Origin of the sequence: Mycobacterium dioxanotrophicus (assembly GCF_002157835.1) — a bacterium.
GTDB classification, from domain to species: domain Bacteria; phylum Actinomycetota; class Actinomycetes; order Mycobacteriales; family Mycobacteriaceae; genus Mycobacterium; species Mycobacterium dioxanotrophicus.
Window position 1 is genome coordinate 3,833,329 of sequence record NZ_CP020809.1, and the last position, 17,656, is coordinate 3,850,984.

Consider the following 17,656-nt stretch of genomic DNA (forward strand, 5'->3'; position numbering starts at 1 on the left):
AGCCGGGCAGCCGGGTGCCCGTGGTCAACTATTCCAGGCACTCCGGAATCCGTCGACGCTGCCCGGAAGAGTTCAGGTTCCGCTCAGGATTCGATGATGCGGGACAGATGGGGCGACATACCCGCGGTCCGCACCGGGCTGACGGTGACCTTGCCTGCACTGCCGGAGGCCTCGAGCATCTTCCCGCCGCCGAGATAGATGGCGACGTGCTGGCTACCGCCCGGGCCGTAGAAGATCAGATCGCCACGCTTGGCCTGCGACGGCGGGATGGCACGGCCGGTGTTGTACTGGTCGCCGGAGTACTTGGGAATCTGCACACCCACGCCGGCGAAGGCGTAGCGGGTCAGGCCCGAGCAGTCGAAGCCGATCTTTCCGGCGTCGTAGTCCACCCCGGGACCCGGTCCGGTCAGCGTGCCGCCACCCCAGGAATACGGCACGCCCATCTGGCTGCCGGCCCGCCGGATGGCGTACTCGATGGCCTGCGGGCCCCGCACCGCGCCCGCGGGCAGCGGTGATGCCGCGGCCGTCTTGGGCGCCAGGCCGATGCTTTGCAGGAACTGCTGCCCGAGACTCTGGGTGGTCTGCAGCGCGATCTGGCTGACCTGGAACGACGCGTTGGCGATCGCCACCGGATCACCGGGGGCTCCGGAGCTGACCACCTTCGGCAGTGTCGGGTCCCAGGAGCCGTCGTCGGGTGCGGCCGCGGCAGGCCATGCGCCCCCGACGGCGAGCGCGATTGCGACCGCCGTCGAAGCCAGGATTCTGGTGGGGCGAAATGACTTGGAGCGCAATGCAATCCCTACGATTCAGTATTCGATGTAGCGGACGACGTACGGTGTCATGCCGCTGGTGCGGACGGGTGAGATCTTGACCGTCGACCCGGTGTACGGCGCTTCGAGCATCTGGCCGTTGCCGAGGTAGAGCGTCACGTGCTGGGCCCCGCCGGGGCCGTAGAAGATGACGTCGCCGCGGCGCATCTGCGAGGACGGGATCTTGCGGCCGGCGTTGTACTGCGACCCCGAGTAGTGCGGCAGCTTGATGCCGACGCCGGCGAACGCGTACAGGATCAGGCCAGAGCAGTCGAAACCGACGGTGTCGGCACCGGAATCGATTCCTCGGCTGGGGCCCGCGGCGTTTCCGCCACCCCACGAGTACGGAACACCGATCTGCGAACCCGCGCGCTGGATGACGTACTCGGAGGCCTGCCGCCCGTACACCCGGGGGATGGCGCCGTTGGTGTAGCCCGTCGGCGTGGGCAGGATGCCCAGCTTCTGCAGGAAGCTCCGGCCCATGTTCTGCGTGACCTGCGCCGACGTCGACGAGATGCCCAGCACGGTGTTGATGATCGCGACGGGGTCACCCTGCACGAACGCGCTCGGGATCGCGGGCAGTGTGGGGTCCCACTGGCCGTCCCAGTTGGCTGGGCGCTGCCCCGCCGCCCCGGGTGCACGGTCCCAGTTACCCGGGTTCACCTGCGCAGGGATCCCGGCGGGCGCGCTGCCGGCCGGAGCCGACATGGGCCGCGCCTGGTCGAGCTTGGCCTGGGCCGCAGCTCGTTGCGCCGTGAGCTGCTGCAACTGGTCGCGCTGGGCGCCGAACGTCTGCTGAGCGTCCTTGAGCGCCGACACCGCGGAATCCTGGCTGGCCCGGGCATCGCGGGCGGCCTGGTCGGCCTTCTGCTTGGCCAGCCGCGCCGTCGATTCCCGGTTCACCTGTTCGGTGCGGGCCCGCTGCAGGTCGGCCATCACCTGGTCGGAGCTGACGGCCAGCGTCTGGCTGGTGGCGGCCGCGTCGATCATGTCGGCGGGGTTCGTTGCGGTCAGGTACGAGCTCGACGGGCCGTTGACGTAGCTGGCTGCGGCGAAGTTGTCGAAGCGTTTCTGCGCCGCGGCGATGGCGGCGTTGGCGTCGGCGATGCCCTGCTGACTGGCAGTCACTTCACGGTTGGCCGCGTCGGCCGCATCGCGCGCGTCCTGCACCGCGACGATCGCCTTGTTGACGCTTTCCTGCTGGGTCTGGATCGCGGCGCCCAACTCCTGCAGCTTCTGGTTCGCATTGGCCACGGCGGCAACCAGAGTCGCGACGTCTTCCGGGCCGCCCGGTTCGGCCGTCGCCGGTGGGACGCCGCCGGCCCATGATGTGGCGAGCAGCATCCCGACCGTCAGCGATACGGCACAGATGCGGCCGTACCACTGCGACCTAGAGGCGCGAAGGGAGCGTCTCATGCGACTCAAGTCTCCTTGGGCTCAACGACGGCGTACCGGCAGGTTTGCTCGCAGCCTTTGCGCAGAAGTCACACAAAGCACAACTACAACAATGGGTACCGTTTGCACCGTACGTCACAGAAGAAGCTAAAGAAACTTTAGTCACAAATTACAGATATGTAATTGCGAATAGTGTGACCGTTTAGTGATATTCGAGGAATTTACGAACTAATGTTCGATGGATCCGCGGGCTCCGGATGGGGGTCGGTCGGAGCCGCCGGCGCGGCGGCACGTTTGCCACGAACCTGCAGGACGCGGGTGATGACGGCGGCTGCGGCCACCCCTAGCGTCAACGCGATCGTGAGGGTTGTCCACGGGAAAATCGGAGTCGTTATCTGATCGACGAAATTCCGTGCCGACTGCACGGGGTTACCCGTCTTGGCAACGTCTTGTCCGGCCTCCAAAGTGACCCGATCTATGGACTCGCTGTAGGTGCCGGCAAATGACGGACTGATGGCGATCACCGTCGACCCGGGATTGGCCTGACCGACCTCGGTGGCGATATCCCGCAGCGGGGTGTCGATGAACGGATTCTTCGGCACCACGATGATCTTCAGGTCGACACCCTCCTGGCGCGCGTCACTGACCACCTGGCGAAGCTCCGGCACGTCGGCGGCAGGTGCGGCCACCCCGTCGTCGGCGACGTCGGCCTGTACGGCCGCCATGCAGTGCGCGACGCCATCGGGTTGCGCCGGGCTCAGCCCCACGGTGTCGCATACCTCGACCGGGATGAAGGCAGGCAGAAACGGGATGACGTGCGGTCCAGTCACAGGGGCACGGTACGCCGTGTCGCCAACCCACCGGGCAGCGACACGGCTGTCCCACCCGGCGTGAGAGACCCCGGTAAATTTGGGCGCCCGCCGAATCCGGGCGTCCGGGTAGCACCGCGGAAACAACAAGAGAAGACTGTTACGCGCCCTGCGGCGTATTGCAGGACAAGCGTACTGTTAACATCGGAACGCCGCCGACACAGCCCGTCGCGGCGAGATCAAGCCGGGAGTTGATGTGAGCAGCGAGAATACGGAAAATTCGTCCCTTAACTCATTTGGTGCCCGCGACACGCTGACAGTCGGGGACCAGAGTTACGAGATCTATCGTCTGGACGCGGTACCCGGTACCGAAAAGCTGCCGTACAGCCTCAAGGTGCTCGCCGAGAACCTGCTGCGCACCGAAGATGGCGCCAACATCACCAAAGACCACATCCAGGCCATCGCCAACTGGGACCCCTCGGCCGAGCCGAGCATCGAGATCCAGTTCACCCCGGCCCGCGTGCTGATGCAGGACTTCACCGGTGTGCCGTGCATCGTCGACCTGGCCACCATGCGTGAAGCCGTGGCCGCCCTCGGCGGTGATCCGAACAAGGTCAACCCGCTGTCGCCGGCCGAGATGGTCATCGACCACTCCGTGATCCTCGACGTCTTCGGCAACGCCGGCGCGTTCGAGCGCAACGTCGAACTCGAATACGAGCGCAACTCCGAGCGTTACCAGTTCCTGCGCTGGGGCCAGGGCGCCTTCGACGACTTCAAGGTCGTCCCGCCCGGCACCGGCATCGTGCACCAGGTCAACATCGAGTACCTGGCCCGCGTCGTGATGACCCGCAACGGGGTCGCGTACCCGGACACCTGTGTGGGCACCGACAGCCACACCACCATGGAGAACGGCCTCGGCGTGCTGGGTTGGGGCGTCGGCGGTATCGAGGCCGAGGCCGCCATGCTGGGCCAGCCCGTCTCGATGCTCATCCCCCGCGTCGTCGGCTTCAAGCTGACCGGCGAGATCAAGCCCGGCGTGACCGCCACCGACGTCGTGCTCACCGTCACCGACATGCTGCGCAAGCACGGCGTGGTCGGCAAGTTCGTCGAGTTCTACGGCAAGGGTGTGGCCGAGGTGCCACTGGCCAACCGCGCCACCCTGGGCAACATGAGCCCCGAATTCGGTTCCACCGCAGCGATCTTCCCGATCGACGACGAGACCATCAACTACCTCCGCCTGACCGGGCGCACCGAGGAGCAGTTGGCACTCGTCGAGGCCTACGCCAAGACGCAGGGCATGTGGCACAACCCCGACCGGGAACCGGTGTTCTCCGAGTACCTCGAGCTTGACCTGTCGACCGTGGTGCCCTCGATCTCCGGCCCGAAGCGTCCGCAGGACCGCATCGAGCTGTCCGACGCGAAGAACGCGTTCCGCAAGGACATCCACAACTACGTCGAGGAGAATCTCCCCGTCGAGCACACCAAGCTCGACGAGGCGATCGAGGAGTCCTTCCCGGCCTCCGATCCGGCCAAGCTGACCTTCGCCGACGACGGCGCCGTGGACGTCCGTCCGTCGGCCGCCAACGGCGCCGAGGGCCGGCCGACCAAGCCGATCACCGTGCGCTCCGAAGAGCGCGGTGAATTCGTGCTCGACCACGGCGCCGTGGTGGTCGCGGGCATCACGTCCTGCACCAACACCTCCAACCCGTCGGTCATGATCGGCGCGGCGCTGCTGGCCAAGAAGGCCGTCGAGAAGGGCCTGACCAGCAAGCCGTGGGTCAAGACCAACATGGCGCCGGGCTCGCAGGTGGTCACCGACTACTACAACAAGGCCGGCCTGTGGCCGTACCTGGAGAAGCTCGGCTACTACCTGGGCGGCTACGGCTGCACCACATGCATCGGCAACACCGGCCCGCTGCCCGACGAGATCTCCAAGGCCATCAACGACAACGACCTGTCGGTGACCGCGGTGCTCTCGGGTAACCGCAACTTCGAGGGCCGCATCTCCCCCGACGTCAAGATGAACTACCTCGCCTCCCCGCCGCTGGTCATCGCCTACGGCATCGCGGGCACCATGGACTTCGACTTCGAGACCGACCCGCTCGGCCAGGACCAGGACGGCAAGGACGTCTTCCTCAAGGACATCTGGCCGTCTGCGGCGGAGATCGAGGAGACCATCGCGTCGTCGATCAACCGGGACATGTTCACCGACTCCTACGCCGACGTGTTCAAGGGCGACGACCGCTGGCGTTCGCTCTCCACCCCCGAAGGCAACATCTTCGAGTGGGACGAGGCATCGACCTACGTGCGCAAGGCCCCGTACTTCGACGGCATGCCCGCCGAGCCAGAGCCTGTCACCGACATCACGGGCGCCAGAGTTCTTGCGCTGCTGGGTGATTCGGTCACGACCGACCACATCAGCCCGGCCGGTTCGATCAAGCCGGGCACCCCGGCCGCGCAGTACCTCGACGCCAACGGCGTGGCGCGCAAGGATTACAACTCGCTGGGGTCGCGTCGCGGCAACCACGAGGTGATGATCCGCGGCACCTTCGCCAACATCCGGCTGCGCAACCAGCTGCTCGACGATGTGTCCGGCGGTTACACCCGGGACTTCACCCAGGAGGGTGGCCCGCAGTCGTTCATCTACGACGCGTCGGTCAACTACAAGAAGGCCGGAATCCCGCTGGTCGTCTTGGGCGGCAAGGAGTATGGCTCCGGCTCGTCGCGTGACTGGGCGGCCAAGGGCACGGTGCTGCTCGGTGTCAAGGCCGTCATCACCGAGTCCTTCGAGCGCATCCACCGCTCCAACCTGATCGGCATGGGCGTCATCCCGCTGCAGTTCCCGGCAGGCGAATCGGCGGCCAGCCTGAAGCTGGACGGCACCGAGGTGTACGACATCACCGGAATCGAAGCGCTCAACGAGGGCAAGACGCCGAAGACCGTGCACGTGACGGCCACCAAGGAAGACGGATCCAAGGTCGAGTTCGACGCCGTCGTGCGCATCGACACCCCCGGTGAGGCCGACTACTACCGCAACGGCGGCATCCTGCAGTACGTGCTGCGCAACATGCTGAAGTCCAAGTAGTCCCGGCCGGAGCAACCAAATCAGCTATGGCGCTACGACAGGCGCCTGCGCGAGGAGTGAACCAGTGCCTCGGGTGACCGACGACCATCTGGCAGCCCGCCGCCGCCAGATTCTCGACGGCGCCCGGCGCTGCTTCGCTCAGAACGGATACGAGAGTGCGACCGTGCGGCGGCTCGAACAAACCATCGGGCTGTCGCGCGGCGCAATCTTTCACCACTTCAAGGACAAGGACACCTTGTTCTTCGAACTGGCCCGCGAAGACGCCGAGCGGATGGCCGACGTGGCCGCCCGTGAGGGTCTGATCCAGGTGATGCGAAACATGCTGGCCGCGCCCGAGCAGTTCGACTGGCTGGCCACGCGGCTGGAGATCGCCCGAAAACTGCGTAACGACCCGGCTTTTCACCAGGGCTGGGCAGAACGGTCCGCCGAACTCTCTGCTGCCACCACCGAACGGTTACGGCGGCAGAAGCAGGCCGGGCGATTGCGCGACGACGTCCCGAGCGCGGTACTGCACATCTACCTCGATCTCGTGCTCGACGGTCTGGTGGCGCGGCTGGCCTCCGGCGAGGACCCCAAGAATCTCAATGCGGTCCTCGACCTCGTGGAGGCATCGGTGCGGCAACAACACCCGACGTCAGCCGATCACTGAAACCGGCGGTGCCGCAACGGCTATGGGCTCAGGCCCGGGCTCTGGTGCGGTGGTTGGGCCCGCCCCTGCTGCGCATGGTGGTGCCCGATTCGCGCAGCAAGCTGTGTATCGAACCGTAGGACCGACCCGTCGTCGCAACCAGCGAGCGGATGCTGGCGCCCCTCTCGTAGGCGCTGCGCAACTCGGTCAGCAATTCGTCCCGGGTCTTGTTGGTTTCCTTCATCGACATCTCCCCGCTGTGGATGTCCCGACGGTTACCCAGACTAGAAACAGCTCACACGTCAGCGGGCGAAATTGGCCAACGTCTTAGGATTTGGCGTCGATCGAGTTTTGGCGAGTGCAAGAACTCAAGCCAGCTCGATGAGGTCGCGGTACTCCGCCGACCAGAAATCCTCGGTGCCGTCGGGCAACAGCACCACGCGCTGCGGGTCGAGCGCCTCGGCCGCACCGGGATCGTGTGTCACCAACACCACCGCACCCTGATAACTGCGCAACGCGTCGAGCACCTGCTCGCGCGATGCCGGGTCGAGGTTGTTGGTCGGCTCGTCGAGCAGCAGCACATTGGCGGTCGAGGCGACCAGGCCGGCCAGCGCCAGGCGAGTCTTCTCACCGCCGGACAGGGTGCCCGCCGGCTGCTCCAGCTGCGGCCCGGTGAACATGAAGGCGCCCAACAGACCTCGCAGATCCTGCTCCCCCGTGTCCGGCGCCGCGTGCCGGATGTTCTCCCACACCGTGGCATGGTCGTCGAGGGTGTCGTGTTCCTGCGCGAAGTAGCCGAGTTTGAGGCCGTGGCCCGGCTCCAAGGCGCCCGCATCGGCGGTTTCCGCACCCGCCAACAGACGCAGCAGGGTGGTCTTGCCGGCACCGTTGAGGCCGAGCACCACCACCCGCGATCCGCGGTCGATCGCCAAGTCGACACCGGTGAAGATCTCCAACGACCCGTAGGTCTTGGTCAGCCCCTTGGCCACCAGCGGCGTCTTGCCGCACGGCGCCGGGCTCGGGAACTTGATCCGAGCCACCTTGTCGGCAACCCGCTCGGCGTCCAGCTCGGCGATCATCCGCTCGGCACGCCGCAACATGTTCTGCGCGGCAACAGCTTTGGTGGCCTTGGCGCCCATCTTGGCGGCCTGGGCGCGCAACGCGCCTGCCTTCTTCTCCGCGTTGGCGCGTTCCCGACGGCGCCGCTGCTCATCGGTCGCACGGGCGTCGAGGTATTTCTGCCAGCCCATGTTGTAGACATCGGCCTCGCCACGCACCGCGTCCAGGAACCACACCCGGTTGACAACATCGGCCAACAGCTCGACGTTGTGGCTGATGACCACCAGACCGCCGGAGTGGTTCTGCAGGAAGGTCCGCAGCCACCCGATCGAGTCGGCGTCGAGGTGGTTGGTGGGCTCGTCGAGCAGCAGGGTGGTGGCCGAACCGGATCCCGTATCACTGGCCGCGAACAGGATTCGGGCCAGTTCCACCCGGCGGCGCTGACCACCCGAGAGGGTCCGCAGCGGCTGGGTAAGGACACGGTCGGGCAACGCCAGGCTCGCGCAGATGCGACCCGCCTCGCTCTCGGCCGCATATCCGCCGAGGGCGGCGAAGCGTTCCTCCAGCTGACCGTACTTCCGCACGGCCTTGTCCCGGGCGGCGTCGTCGGCCACCTCGGCCATCAGCGCCTGCTGCTTCTCCAGATCGGCCAGCAGGGTGTCCAGGCCGCGCGCCGAGAGCACCCGGTCACGGGCCAGCACGTCAAGATTGCCTTCGCGCGGATCCTGTGGCAGGTAACCGATGTCGCCGGTGCGCGTGACCGTGCCGGCATACGGCTCGCCCTCACCCGCGAGAATCCGCATCGTGGTGGTCTTGCCCGCGCCGTTGCGGCCGACCAAACCGATGCGGTCGCCAGGCTGGATCCGAAGTGCCGAACCCTCGATGGACAGCAGTGTGCGCGCGCCGGCGCGGACCTCCAGGTCCGTTGCGGTGATCACGCTACTGCCTCCCTGCCTGTCGTTCTTATTTGTCGTCGCCTGTCGGCTATTTGTCGTCGGTGCTTGTCGATTCCTCGCGCAAGCGCTCGTCAGTGCTTGTCGATTCCTCGCGCAAGCGCTCGTCAGTGCTTGTCGATTCCTCGCGCAAGCGCTCGTCAGTGCTTGTCGATTCCTCGCGCAAGCGCTCGTCAGTAAACGCCGGTGGGCGCCCCTCCACGCGCGCAGCCACCGCTTCCTCGAAATTTGCGGTGAGCAGGCGTACGAAGAGTTGCCCGAGGCCTTCGGCCTGCATATGCCCCTCAAGGCTAGCGGCGTCCAGTCCACTCCAAAGTGTCCGCTTGGTCAACTCGATTCCCGGCCGGGAGAACGCCGCGATGCCCTCGGCCATCGTGTAGCAGGTCTCCAACAGCTCATCGCCGGGCACCGAGCGTGACACCAGACCGATGCGCGCGGCCTCCTCGGCGTCGACGTCGCGGCCGGTCAGCATGATCTCGAAGGCCCGCGACGCCCCGATCGCCCGAGGCAGGAGGTAGGACAGGCCCAGCTCACTCGCGGTCAGCCCGTTGTTGATGCCGGCCGCCCGGAAGTACGCGCTCTCGGCGGCCACGCGGATGTCGCATGCCAACGCCAGGCACAACCCGCCGCCGATCGCCGCACCGTTGACCGCCGCGATGACGGGCTGGTGCAGCCGCCGCAGGCCCAGAATCACCTCGTCGAGCACTTCCATGGACCGCAGCGCGAACGTCGGCCTGGTCAGACCATCCACGTGTGGCACCGACCCGGCCGACTTGTGGTCGGCGCCCGAAGAGAAGCCCCGGCCGGCCCCGGTCAGCACCACGACCCGCACGGAGTTGTCGTAGCGGAGGGCTTCGAGCGTCCGCTTGAGCGGAACCATGACGTCGAACGCCATCGAGTTCATCCGCTCGGGCCGATTGAGGGTCACCAGGGCTACACCCGGCCGCGGATGGTCGACCAGGACGAACTGGTTGGGCTCTGTCACGCACAGCACGCTATCGCGTGTCCGACCGCCTGAGCGCGCAGCGGCCGCGGATCAGGCCGGGTTAGACCTGCTCGCCGTCACCCTGTGCGGCAATGGCCGCGTCGACGTCGAAATCCTTGACCTTCTGCACCAGGTCCTCAAGCGCTGCCGGGGGCAGGGCGCCGGCCTGGTTGAACACCAGCTTGCCCTTCTTGAAGGCCATCAGCGTCGGAATGGACCGGATCTCGGCAGCAGCCGCCAGCGACTGCTCAGCCTCGGTGTCGACCTTGGCGAACACCACGTCCGGGTGCTTCTCCGATGCGGCCTTGAAAGTCGGCGCGAACGCACGACACGGCCCGCACCACGACGCCCAGAAATCCACCAGCACGATCTCGTTGTCGGCAATGGTGGCGTTGAACTGTTCTGCGGTGATGTCTTGCGTAGTCACGACTTTCCTAACGTTACGGTGCGACGGGCTGTTCCCAGCCTATGGTCAATGCAAGCCGGCGAGTGCGGTTTCGGCGTGGTAGCCGCCGAAGCCGTCGAGCGTGTCGTCGCGCAACCGGTTGACCCAACCCGGGTCTGCCAGCAACGCCCGCCCGATCGCCACGACGTCGAACTCGCCGGCCGCGAACTGCTCGAGCAGCCGGTCCACCGGGGCCGGGATGATCACATCTCCGTCGGCCCGGCCAGGTTTGAATTCGGTGGCCAGCCCAACGGAGCCTACGCCGATGACCGGGACCCCGGTGATCTGCTTGACCCAGCCGGCGAGGCTGCGGGTGGACCCCGAAAACGCCGGCAGGTAGTGCCTGCGGGTCGACGGGTGCAGGATGTCGGCGCCGGCGCTCACCAGCGGGGTCAGCACCGCCTCCAGCTCAGCCGGGTCGGCGGCGATATGTGCATCGTAGGCGTTGGCCTTCCACTGCGAGAACCGGTAGATGATCGGGAATTCCGAACCGACCGCCTCCCGCACCGCGGTGATCACCTCGACCGGGAACCGGGTGCGCGCGGCAACCGATCCCCCATACCCGTCGGTGCGCTGATTCGTTCTTTCCCAAAGGAATTCGTCGAGCAGATAACCATGTGCGCCGTGCAGTTCGACGGCGTCGAACCCGGCCGCCTTGGCGTTGCGGGCAGCTTCGGCGAAGCCCGCGGCCACACCGGCGAGCTCGTCGGTTCCCAACGCGCGCCCCTTGGCCTCGCCGAGCGAGTTGAGGCCGGACGGACTCACCGGGACCAGCCCGTCGCGGTCGTCGCGTTCAGCACCTTGATGCCACAGCTGCGCCGCGATCGTCGCGCCGTGAGCGTGTACGGCGTCGGTCACGGCCCGCCAGCCGGCGAGCACCTCTGGACCAGCGAGGGTCGGTATGCTGAACGGCCAGCCGGCGACGGGATCGGACAGCCGCACGCCCTCGGTGATGATCAGACCGACACCCCCGGCAGCGCGTCGCGCGTAGTACGCGGCGACATCGGGGCCCGGGATACCGCCCGGCGAAGCACGACGGGTCATCGGGGCCATGGCAAACCGATTGGGGATCGTCAGAGAGCCGACGGTGATCGGGCTGAACAACTCTGGGCGTGGCTGATTCACAAGTCCAACCAACATCGGGCGCTGCGCCGGGATTCCGTTTTATTCACCGCGAGTCTCGCTCGGTAACGACTTCTCGAACCAGTGATCGGCATACACCTCGTCGTTGAACGGTTCGACCTCCCGATATCCGCAGCTGCGGTACATCCGAAGGGCTTCGGCCAGCTCAGTCTTGGTCTCCAGCCGCATCAGCCGGTCCCCGTGAGCGCGTGCGCGGGCCTCGAGTTCGCTCAGGATGCGCCTGCCGAGGCCGAGGTCGCGCACAGCTGGGGCGACCCACATCCGCTTGACCAGCGCAACGCCGCCCGGATACCAGATCACCGCACCGCAGCCCACCGGCCGCCCGTGCAGGGATGCGACGAGCAGCATCCCCGCGGGCGCCGTCATCTCGTCGTCGGCGACCGGACTGACCGCCGGGTCGTAGCCGCCGGTGAACCGCTGCGCCAGTTCGGCGTAGTAGGTGGCCAGGCAGTACCGGGCGTCGGGATGGCGTGGGTCGCATGCCTCCACTCGCACCGCCGATACCGTGAGCAGCCGCTCGACCTGGGCCATCGCCGTCACCAGCCGGTCCTGCTGGCTGTCGGTCAGCGTACGCAGCACGCCGGCCGCCGCATCGTCGGAGCGCTCGTTGAGCGTGTCGAGCTCGCGGCGTCCGGCCGCGGTGAGTTGCGCGGTGCGCACGCGCCCGTCGGCGTCACTGGGTGCGACGGCCACAAGACCCTCCCGCTGCAGTGCCCGCAGGAGCCGGCTCAGGTATCCCGAATCCAGCCCGAGCCGCTCCCGCAGATCCCTCACGTCGCTTCCGTCGGTGCCGATCTCCCACAGCAGCCGGTCTTGGCCGAGGGACCGACCGCTGGCCAGGAAGTTCTCGTTGAGCACGCCCGCGCTGCGGGTGACGACCCGGTTGAATCTACGGACCTGCGCGACCATCTCCGCGGACATATCTCTGACCTTAGTCAGATAAATGCCGAGCGCGAAGAACTTTCGTCAGGATGAGCAGCTCATGCAGTGGACGGCAGCTCGCGCTGGTCCCGACGTGCCGATTCGAACCGCCAGATCGCGTGGTGCAGTGCCGCAGCGTCCCAGCCTGCGCTCTCGGACACGTCCCGCAGCAGCCGGGCCACGCCCGCGGGATCCGCCGCGCCGAGTTCGCGGTCCACGTAGCCGGCGACCGACGGATCCGCAGCGACCTCGGGCTGTTGAGCGAGCAGCACGAGGTACCGCCAGGTGAAACCTGACCGCTGCCCCGGCACCGCACACCACGCCGCCTTCGCTTGGGCGTAGCGTTCACTGTCCTCGGTGACCCGACGGAGGTCCGCGGTGGTGCGGATCCCGAGCCCGACGAGAGCCTGGGCAACTTCGATGAGCGCCGCCGACCGCAGCGGCGCACCCTTCACCGTCGACGTGGGACGGCGATTGCCGATCTCCGCCGCCCACTGCACCGGACCACCGAGCTCCTCGACATTCGCGAGGAGTTCCGGCGCGCCGTCGGTATCGGCGTCACCACCTTGGGCCGCTCGGTAGCCGCGGTATCGCTCGACCACTTTCTCGACTGTCAGGTGCCGCGCTCCGGTCACGTAGATCGCGTCAATGATGCACAGCGCCAAGGCATCTGGGTATCCGAACGGACCCGGCCAGTCGGCCGGATCGCCGAGATCGCGTTCGCATGCAGCCCGTAACCGCTCAACGTCAGTACTCATATCGGTGCCTTCCGAACCTGCGGGCCCGCCATCGGTCCCGTCTGGCCGAAAGCTAACGAGGACAGCCGACAAAAACAGAACGGAATCGGAAGTTATCCACAGGCCTGGTCGACATTGGCAAGTAGTTGTTCGCGGTGCTTCGGCCACCAGAACATTTCGACCAGCAAGGCCACGAGATAGATCACCGAGGCCACGGCGTTGCCCCACGAACCGAACACCGCGTCCCAGGCTGCGGTCGCGGCCGCGACGACCAGAACCACCGGGAACAGCCACCTCAGCGGCCGTGCGTCAGCCGCCGCGGCGTGCATACCGCGGTGATAGTCGACCAACGCGGGAACCAGTCGGGGATCGTCGATCCGGTCACCGTTGCGGGCCGCCGTCACCACCGCGACCCGGTCGTCGCCATTGAGCTGCTTGGCGGCAGGCCAGTACCTGGCCATCCGCCGCGGCATCCATATCCCGTAGAAGACGCCCATGATCACGAACACCGCGACGCCTGCCACCCAGAACCCGGAGTCCAACAGGGCCAGCACCGCCAGGCACACGCCGACAGCGCCCCCGATGATCACCGCGCGGTAGAAGAAGCCACCTCGCCACACGAAGGCCGGGACCGTCAGCACACCGTCATTGTGACGGGGAGGAGAGCGGCTAGACGGTGAAACCGAGCGCGCGCAGCTGTTCGCGACCGTCGTCGGTGATCTTGTCGGGGCCCCACGGCGGGTTCCACACCCAGTTGATGCGGAGCTCGTCGACCAGCCCGGCACCGACGAGCGCGGTCCGCGACTGGTCCTCGATCACGTCGGTCAGCGGGCACGCTGCCGATGTCAGGGTCATGTCGATCAGCGCGACGGTTCCGGTGTCTGCCTGTTCGACGTTCAGGCCGTACACCAGACCGAGGTCGACGACGTTGATCCCCAGCTCCGGGTCGACCACGTCGCGCATGGCCTCTTCGAGGTCGGCGAGGAATGCCTCATTGGTGGTCTCGGTCATGCCGTCTCCCTGTGCGAATCGTTGGCCTCGGCAAGCGCGGCCTTGAAAGCTGTCCAACCCAGCAACGCGCATTTCACGCGCGCCGGGTACTTGGCGACCCCGGCGAACGCGATGCCGTCACCGATCACATCTTCGTCCCCCTCGACGTTGCCGCGGGAGGAAATCATCTCGGTGAACGCGGCGACGGTATCGAGGGCGTCCCCGACGCTCTGCCCGATCACCTGGTCGGTGAGCACCGAAGTGGACGCCTGGCTGATGGAGCAGCCCTGCCCGTCATACGAGATGTCGGCGATGGTGTCACCGTCGTCGGACAGGGACACCCGCAGGGTCACCTCGTCCCCGCACGTCGGGTTGACGTGATGCACCTCGGCCGCGAACGGCTCCCGCAGCCCACGGTGGTGCGGATGCTTGTAGTGGTCCAGGATGACGTCCTGGTACATCTGTTCCATTCTCACGAGAAGAACTCCACAGCGCGTTTCACCCCGGCCACCAGCCGGTCGACCTCGTCGAGCGTGTTGTACACCGCGAACGACGCGCGTGCGGTCGCGGCGATGCCGAAGCGGCGGTGCAGGGGCCAGGCGCAGTGATGCCCGACGCGCACGGCCACGCCGTCGTCGTCGAGGAACTGCCCGACATCGTGGGCGTGGATTCCGTCGACGACGAAGCTCACCGGCGACCCACGGTGCTGCATGGTCGTCGGCCCGACCACGCGGATGTTCGGCAACCCGGCAAGCCCTTCGAGCGCGGCGGCCACCAGTTCGGCTTCGTGCGCCTCGACCGCGGGCATCCCGATGGCGGTCAGATACCGTGCGGCAGCAGCCAATCCGACGACCTGCGAGGTCATCGGCGTGCCGGCCTCGAACCGCTGCGGCGCAGGCGCGTAGGTGGTCTTCTCCATCGTGACGGTCTCGATCATCGAACCGCCGGTGATGAAGGGCGGCATCGCGTTCAGCAGTTCCGACCGGCCGTAGAGCACACCGATTCCGGTGGGCCCCAGCATCTTGTGCCCGGAGAACGCGGCGAAGTCGACATCGAGCGCGTGGAAGTCGACGGGCTGGTGCGGCGCCGACTGGCAGGCGTCGAGAACCGTCAGCGCCCCGACCGCCTTGGCCCGTGACACCAGCTCGGCCACCGGGGCGATAGCGCCCGTCACGTTCGAATGATGGCTGAACGCCACCACTTTCACGCGCTCGTCGAGGTCGAGCGAATCCAGGTCGATGCGGCCGTCGTCGGTGACCGAGTACCACTTCAGGGTCGCCCCGGTGCGCTGCGCCAGTTCCTGCCACGGAATCAGGTTGGCGTGATGTTCCAGTTCGGTTGTGACGATCACGTCGCCCGGACCGACAGCACGGTCGAAGCGCTTGTCCCCCAGCACATACGCCACCAGGTTGAGCGATTCGGTGGCGTTCTTCGTGAACACCAGCTCATCGGGCTCAGCGCCGACAAATGCCGCGATGTCGGCGCGGCCCTGCTCGTAGGCGTCGGTCGACTCTTCCATCAACTGGTGCGCACCACGGTGCACCGCCCCGTTGGAGGTGATCAGGAAGTCCCGTTCGGCGTCGAGCACCTGCAACGGCTTCTGCGAGGTCGCCCCGGAATCCAGGTAGGCCAACTGATTCCCGCCGCGCATCACCCGAGAAAGGATCGGGAAATCCGCACGGATCCGGGTGACGTCCAAGTCGACCGAGGCGGTAGTCATGGTCAGGCTCCGACGGCTTGGGTGAAGCGCACGTATCCGTTCTCTTCGAGTTCGTCGGCCAGCTCGGGCCCACCGGACTCCACGATGCGTCCACCGACGAACACGTGCACGAACTGCGGCTGGATGTAGCGCAGGATGCGGGTGTAGTGCGTGATGAGCAGGATGCCGCCGTGGGTCTCCTCGGCGTAGCGGTTGACGCCCTCGCTGACGACCCGCAGCGCATCGACGTCGAGACCCGAGTCGGTCTCGTCGAGGATCGCGATCTTCGGCTTGAGCAGGCTCAGCTGCAGGATCTCGTGCCGCTTCTTCTCTCCACCGGAGAAGCCCTCGTTGACGCTGCGCTCACCGAACGCCGGGTCGATCTCCAGGTCGCTCATCGCGGCCTTGACTTCCTTGACCCAGTGCCGCAGCTTCGGCGCCTCGCCGCGGACCGCCGTCGCGGCGGTGCGCAGGAAGTTCGACATGGATACGCCGGGCACCTCGACCGGGTACTGCATGGCCAAAAACAGTCCCGCGCGGGCCCTTTCGTCGATGCTCATCTCGAGCACGTCCTGCCCGTCGAGGGTGATCGAACCGGACGTCACGACATACTTCGGGTGGCCCGCGATGGCGTAGGACAGCGTCGACTTACCCGAGCCGTTGGGGCCCATCACCGCGTGCGTCTCCCCCGACTTCACGGTGAGATCGACGCCCTTGAGGATGGGGATCGCGCCGCCGTCTTCGGCGCCGTCCTTAGCAGCGACGCTGACGTGGAGGTCCTTGATTTCCAGAGTGCTCATGCGTGGGTGATTCCTTCAGTTAGCTCAAGTTCGTGTTCGATGGCCGCGGTGAGGCGCTCTCGGACCGCGGGGACGGAGATCTTCTGGATCAGCTCACCGAAGAATCCGCGCACCACCAGGCGGCGGGCCTGGTCTTCGGGGATACCGCGGGCCTGCAGGTAGAACAGCTGCTCATCGTCGAATCGTCCGGTGGCACTGGCGTGCCCGGCACCGATGATCTCGCCGGTCTCGATCTCCAGGTTGGGCACCGAGTCGGCGCGCGCGCCGTCGGTGAGCACCAGGTTCCGGTTCACCTCATAGGTGTCGGTGCCGGTTGCCTCGGCCCGAATCAGCACGTCACCGATCCACACGGTGTGGGTGTCGGGCTTGTTCGACTGCGGATCCCCTTGCAGCGCACCCTTGTACGTCACATGCGACCGGCAGTTGGGCTGGGCGTGGTCGACCAGCAGCCGCGACTCGAAGTGCTGACCGTCGTCGGCGAAGTACAGGCCAAGCAGTTCGGCATCGCCGCCCGGAGCGGTGAACCGGACCCGACCGGTGAGCCGTGCGACGTCGCCACCGAGGGTGACCGCGAAATGCCGCAGCACCGAATCCTTGCCCAGCGTCGCGTGATGCGTGCTCACGTGGACGGTGTCGTCGTCCCAGTCGGCGATGGACACGACCTTCAGCTGTGCTGCGTCGCCGACGACGAATTCGACGTTGTCGGCGTAGGTTCCGCCGCCACGGTGGTCGAGGACAACGACCGCCTCGGCGAGTTCGTGCACCCGCACCTGCAGGTGGCCATAGGCCGTCGAGCCCTCACCGGGCCCGTTGACGGTGATCTCGATGGGCTCTGCGACCTGGGTGTTGCGCCCCACCGTGACGATCGTGGCGTGGCCGAATGACGAGAACGCCTGGGCCGCAACCCGGTCCGCGGGCACCCCACCCTGACCGAGTCGCTCGTCGCCGCGCTCGACGGTCTCGACGGTGACGCCGGGACGCTCGGACACCTCGATCAGCGCGCTGCCGGTCACCGGGGCGGACCCGTTGTGCAGGCCACGCAACCGCTTCAGCGGCGTGAAGCGCCAGATCTCGTCGCGGCCGTGCGGCACCTCGAACGCGTTGACGTCGAAGGACGTGAAAATCTCGCCCTTGTTGGCGCCGGCCAACGCCGAACCGGTTTTGGTGCCTTCAACAGCTTCCGTAAGCCCTGCCACTA

17 protein-coding genes and 1 pseudogene are annotated in these 17,656 nt (G+C 66.7%); 2 read left to right on the forward strand and 16 right to left on the reverse strand.

Annotated features, from left to right (window positions below):
- Window positions 1-83: 83 nt before the first annotated feature.
- The 3 genes from ripB to BTO20_RS18445 all read right to left on the reverse strand — a co-directional run bounded on the left by ripB (window position 84) and on the right by BTO20_RS18445 (window position 3,034).
- Complete coding sequence (gene ripB / locus BTO20_RS18435) at window positions 84-791, reverse strand: NlpC/P60 family peptidoglycan endopeptidase RipB (RefSeq protein ID WP_087077736.1); 708 nt, start codon at window positions 789-791, stop codon at window positions 84-86.
- Window positions 792-806: 15 nt separating this feature from the next.
- Window positions 807-2,225, reverse strand: coding sequence for an NlpC/P60 family peptidoglycan endopeptidase RipA (gene ripA / locus BTO20_RS18440; RefSeq protein WP_087077737.1), 1,419 nt, complete (start codon window positions 2,223-2,225; stop codon window positions 807-809).
- A 200-nt stretch (window positions 2,226-2,425) separates the two neighbouring features.
- Window positions 2,426-3,034: an Rv1476 family membrane protein gene (locus tag BTO20_RS18445; protein WP_087077738.1), complete on the reverse strand. Its 609-nt coding sequence runs from the start codon at window positions 3,032-3,034 to the stop codon at window positions 2,426-2,428.
- A 235-nt stretch (window positions 3,035-3,269) separates the two neighbouring features.
- Between BTO20_RS18445 and BTO20_RS18450 the strand changes: the two genes are divergently transcribed.
- Both BTO20_RS18450 and BTO20_RS18455 read left to right on the forward strand, forming a co-directional pair.
- Entirely contained in the window at window positions 3,270-6,098 is a 2,829-nt protein-coding gene (locus BTO20_RS18450; RefSeq protein WP_087077739.1) for an aconitate hydratase, read from the forward strand.
- A 64-nt stretch (window positions 6,099-6,162) separates the two neighbouring features.
- Entirely contained in the window at window positions 6,163-6,747 is a 585-nt protein-coding gene (locus tag BTO20_RS18455; protein WP_087077740.1) for a TetR/AcrR family transcriptional regulator, read from the forward strand.
- 28 nt (window positions 6,748-6,775) lie between these two features.
- Here the strand turns inward: BTO20_RS18455 and BTO20_RS18460 are convergent, their stop codons facing one another.
- The 13 genes and pseudogenes from BTO20_RS18460 to sufD all read right to left on the reverse strand — a co-directional run bounded on the left by BTO20_RS18460 (window position 6,776) and on the right by sufD (window position 17,654).
- Window positions 6,776-6,970 (reverse strand): helix-turn-helix domain-containing protein, encoded by a 195-nt coding sequence (locus tag BTO20_RS18460; RefSeq protein WP_029371250.1) that lies wholly within the window; start codon window positions 6,968-6,970, stop codon window positions 6,776-6,778.
- Window positions 6,971-7,094: 124 nt separating this feature from the next.
- Window positions 7,095-8,723 (reverse strand): ABC-F family ATP-binding cassette domain-containing protein, encoded by a 1,629-nt coding sequence (locus tag BTO20_RS18465; RefSeq protein ID WP_087077741.1) that lies wholly within the window; start codon window positions 8,721-8,723, stop codon window positions 7,095-7,097.
- A gap of 184 nt (window positions 8,724-8,907) precedes the next feature.
- Window positions 8,908-9,732: pseudogene (locus BTO20_RS18470) on the reverse strand (enoyl-CoA hydratase); the annotation flags it as partial.
- 52 nt (window positions 9,733-9,784) lie between these two features.
- Window positions 9,785-10,150 carry a thioredoxin gene (gene trxA, locus BTO20_RS18475; protein WP_087077742.1) on the reverse strand — a complete coding sequence of 122 codons (366 nt, stop codon included), beginning with the start codon at window positions 10,148-10,150 and terminating at the stop codon, window positions 9,785-9,787.
- Window positions 10,151-10,195: 45 nt separating this feature from the next.
- Window positions 10,196-11,308 carry an oxidoreductase gene (locus BTO20_RS18480; RefSeq protein WP_087077743.1) on the reverse strand — a complete coding sequence of 371 codons (1,113 nt, stop codon included), beginning with the start codon at window positions 11,306-11,308 and terminating at the stop codon, window positions 10,196-10,198.
- Window positions 11,309-11,332: 24 nt separating this feature from the next.
- Window positions 11,333-12,232: a bifunctional helix-turn-helix transcriptional regulator/GNAT family N-acetyltransferase gene (locus tag BTO20_RS18485; protein WP_198343979.1), complete on the reverse strand. Its 900-nt coding sequence runs from the start codon at window positions 12,230-12,232 to the stop codon at window positions 11,333-11,335.
- 59 nt (window positions 12,233-12,291) lie between these two features.
- Window positions 12,292-12,990, reverse strand: coding sequence for a heme peroxidase (locus BTO20_RS18490; protein WP_087077744.1), 699 nt, complete (start codon window positions 12,988-12,990; stop codon window positions 12,292-12,294).
- A gap of 92 nt (window positions 12,991-13,082) precedes the next feature.
- Complete coding sequence (locus tag BTO20_RS18495; RefSeq protein ID WP_087077745.1) at window positions 13,083-13,610, reverse strand: hypothetical protein; 528 nt, start codon at window positions 13,608-13,610, stop codon at window positions 13,083-13,085.
- A 28-nt stretch (window positions 13,611-13,638) separates the two neighbouring features.
- The gene (locus BTO20_RS18500; RefSeq protein WP_087077746.1) at window positions 13,639-13,980 is read right to left on the reverse strand and encodes a metal-sulfur cluster assembly factor; all 342 of its coding nucleotides are present in this window, start codon (window positions 13,978-13,980) and stop codon (window positions 13,639-13,641) included.
- Window positions 13,977-14,429, reverse strand: a complete 453-nt coding sequence (sufU, locus tag BTO20_RS18505) for a Fe-S cluster assembly sulfur transfer protein SufU (RefSeq protein ID WP_198344537.1) — start codon at window positions 14,427-14,429, stop codon at window positions 13,977-13,979. Before sufU ends, BTO20_RS18500 begins: the two co-directional genes overlap by 4 nt.
- Before the next feature lie 2 nt (window positions 14,430-14,431).
- Window positions 14,432-15,679 carry a cysteine desulfurase gene (locus BTO20_RS18510; RefSeq protein WP_087077748.1) on the reverse strand — a complete coding sequence of 416 codons (1,248 nt, stop codon included), beginning with the start codon at window positions 15,677-15,679 and terminating at the stop codon, window positions 14,432-14,434.
- 2 nt (window positions 15,680-15,681) lie between these two features.
- A complete protein-coding gene (gene sufC, locus BTO20_RS18515) occupies window positions 15,682-16,458 on the reverse strand; it encodes a Fe-S cluster assembly ATPase SufC (protein WP_087077749.1) in 777 nt (258 codons plus the stop codon).
- On the reverse strand, window positions 16,455-17,654 hold the full coding sequence (gene sufD / locus BTO20_RS18520; protein ID WP_087077750.1) for a Fe-S cluster assembly protein SufD: 1,200 nt from the start codon (window positions 17,652-17,654) through the stop codon (window positions 16,455-16,457). The genes sufC and sufD overlap by 4 nt, the downstream gene beginning before the upstream one ends.
- Window positions 17,655-17,656 lie beyond the last annotated feature (2 nt).

Bases quoted from the DNA above. Each gene is read 5' to 3' on its own strand.
- BTO20_RS18460 (WP_029371250.1), bottom strand. From the start codon at position 6,970: ATGAAGGAAACCAACAAGACCCGGGACGAATTGCTGACCGAGTTGCGC.
- BTO20_RS18480 (WP_087077743.1), bottom strand. From the start codon at position 11,308: ATGTTGGTTGGACTTGTGAATCAGCCACGCCCAGAGTTGTTCAGCCCG.
- sufC (WP_087077749.1), bottom strand. From the start codon at position 16,458: ATGAGCACTCTGGAAATCAAGGACCTCCACGTCAGCGTCGCTGCTAAG.
- BTO20_RS18490 (WP_087077744.1), bottom strand. From the start codon at position 12,990: ATGAGTACTGACGTTGAGCGGTTACGGGCTGCATGCGAACGCGATCTC.
- BTO20_RS18510 (WP_087077748.1), bottom strand. From the start codon at position 15,679: ATGACTACCGCCTCGGTCGACTTGGACGTCACCCGGATCCGTGCGGAT.
- ripA (WP_087077737.1), bottom strand. From the start codon at position 2,225: ATGAGACGCTCCCTTCGCGCCTCTAGGTCGCAGTGGTACGGCCGCATC.
- BTO20_RS18485 (WP_198343979.1), bottom strand. From the start codon at position 12,232: ATGTCCGCGGAGATGGTCGCGCAGGTCCGTAGATTCAACCGGGTCGTC.
- sufU (WP_198344537.1), bottom strand. From the start codon at position 14,429: ATGGAACAGATGTACCAGGACGTCATCCTGGACCACTACAAGCATCCG.
- BTO20_RS18500 (WP_087077746.1), bottom strand. From the start codon at position 13,980: ATGACCGAGACCACCAATGAGGCATTCCTCGCCGACCTCGAAGAGGCC.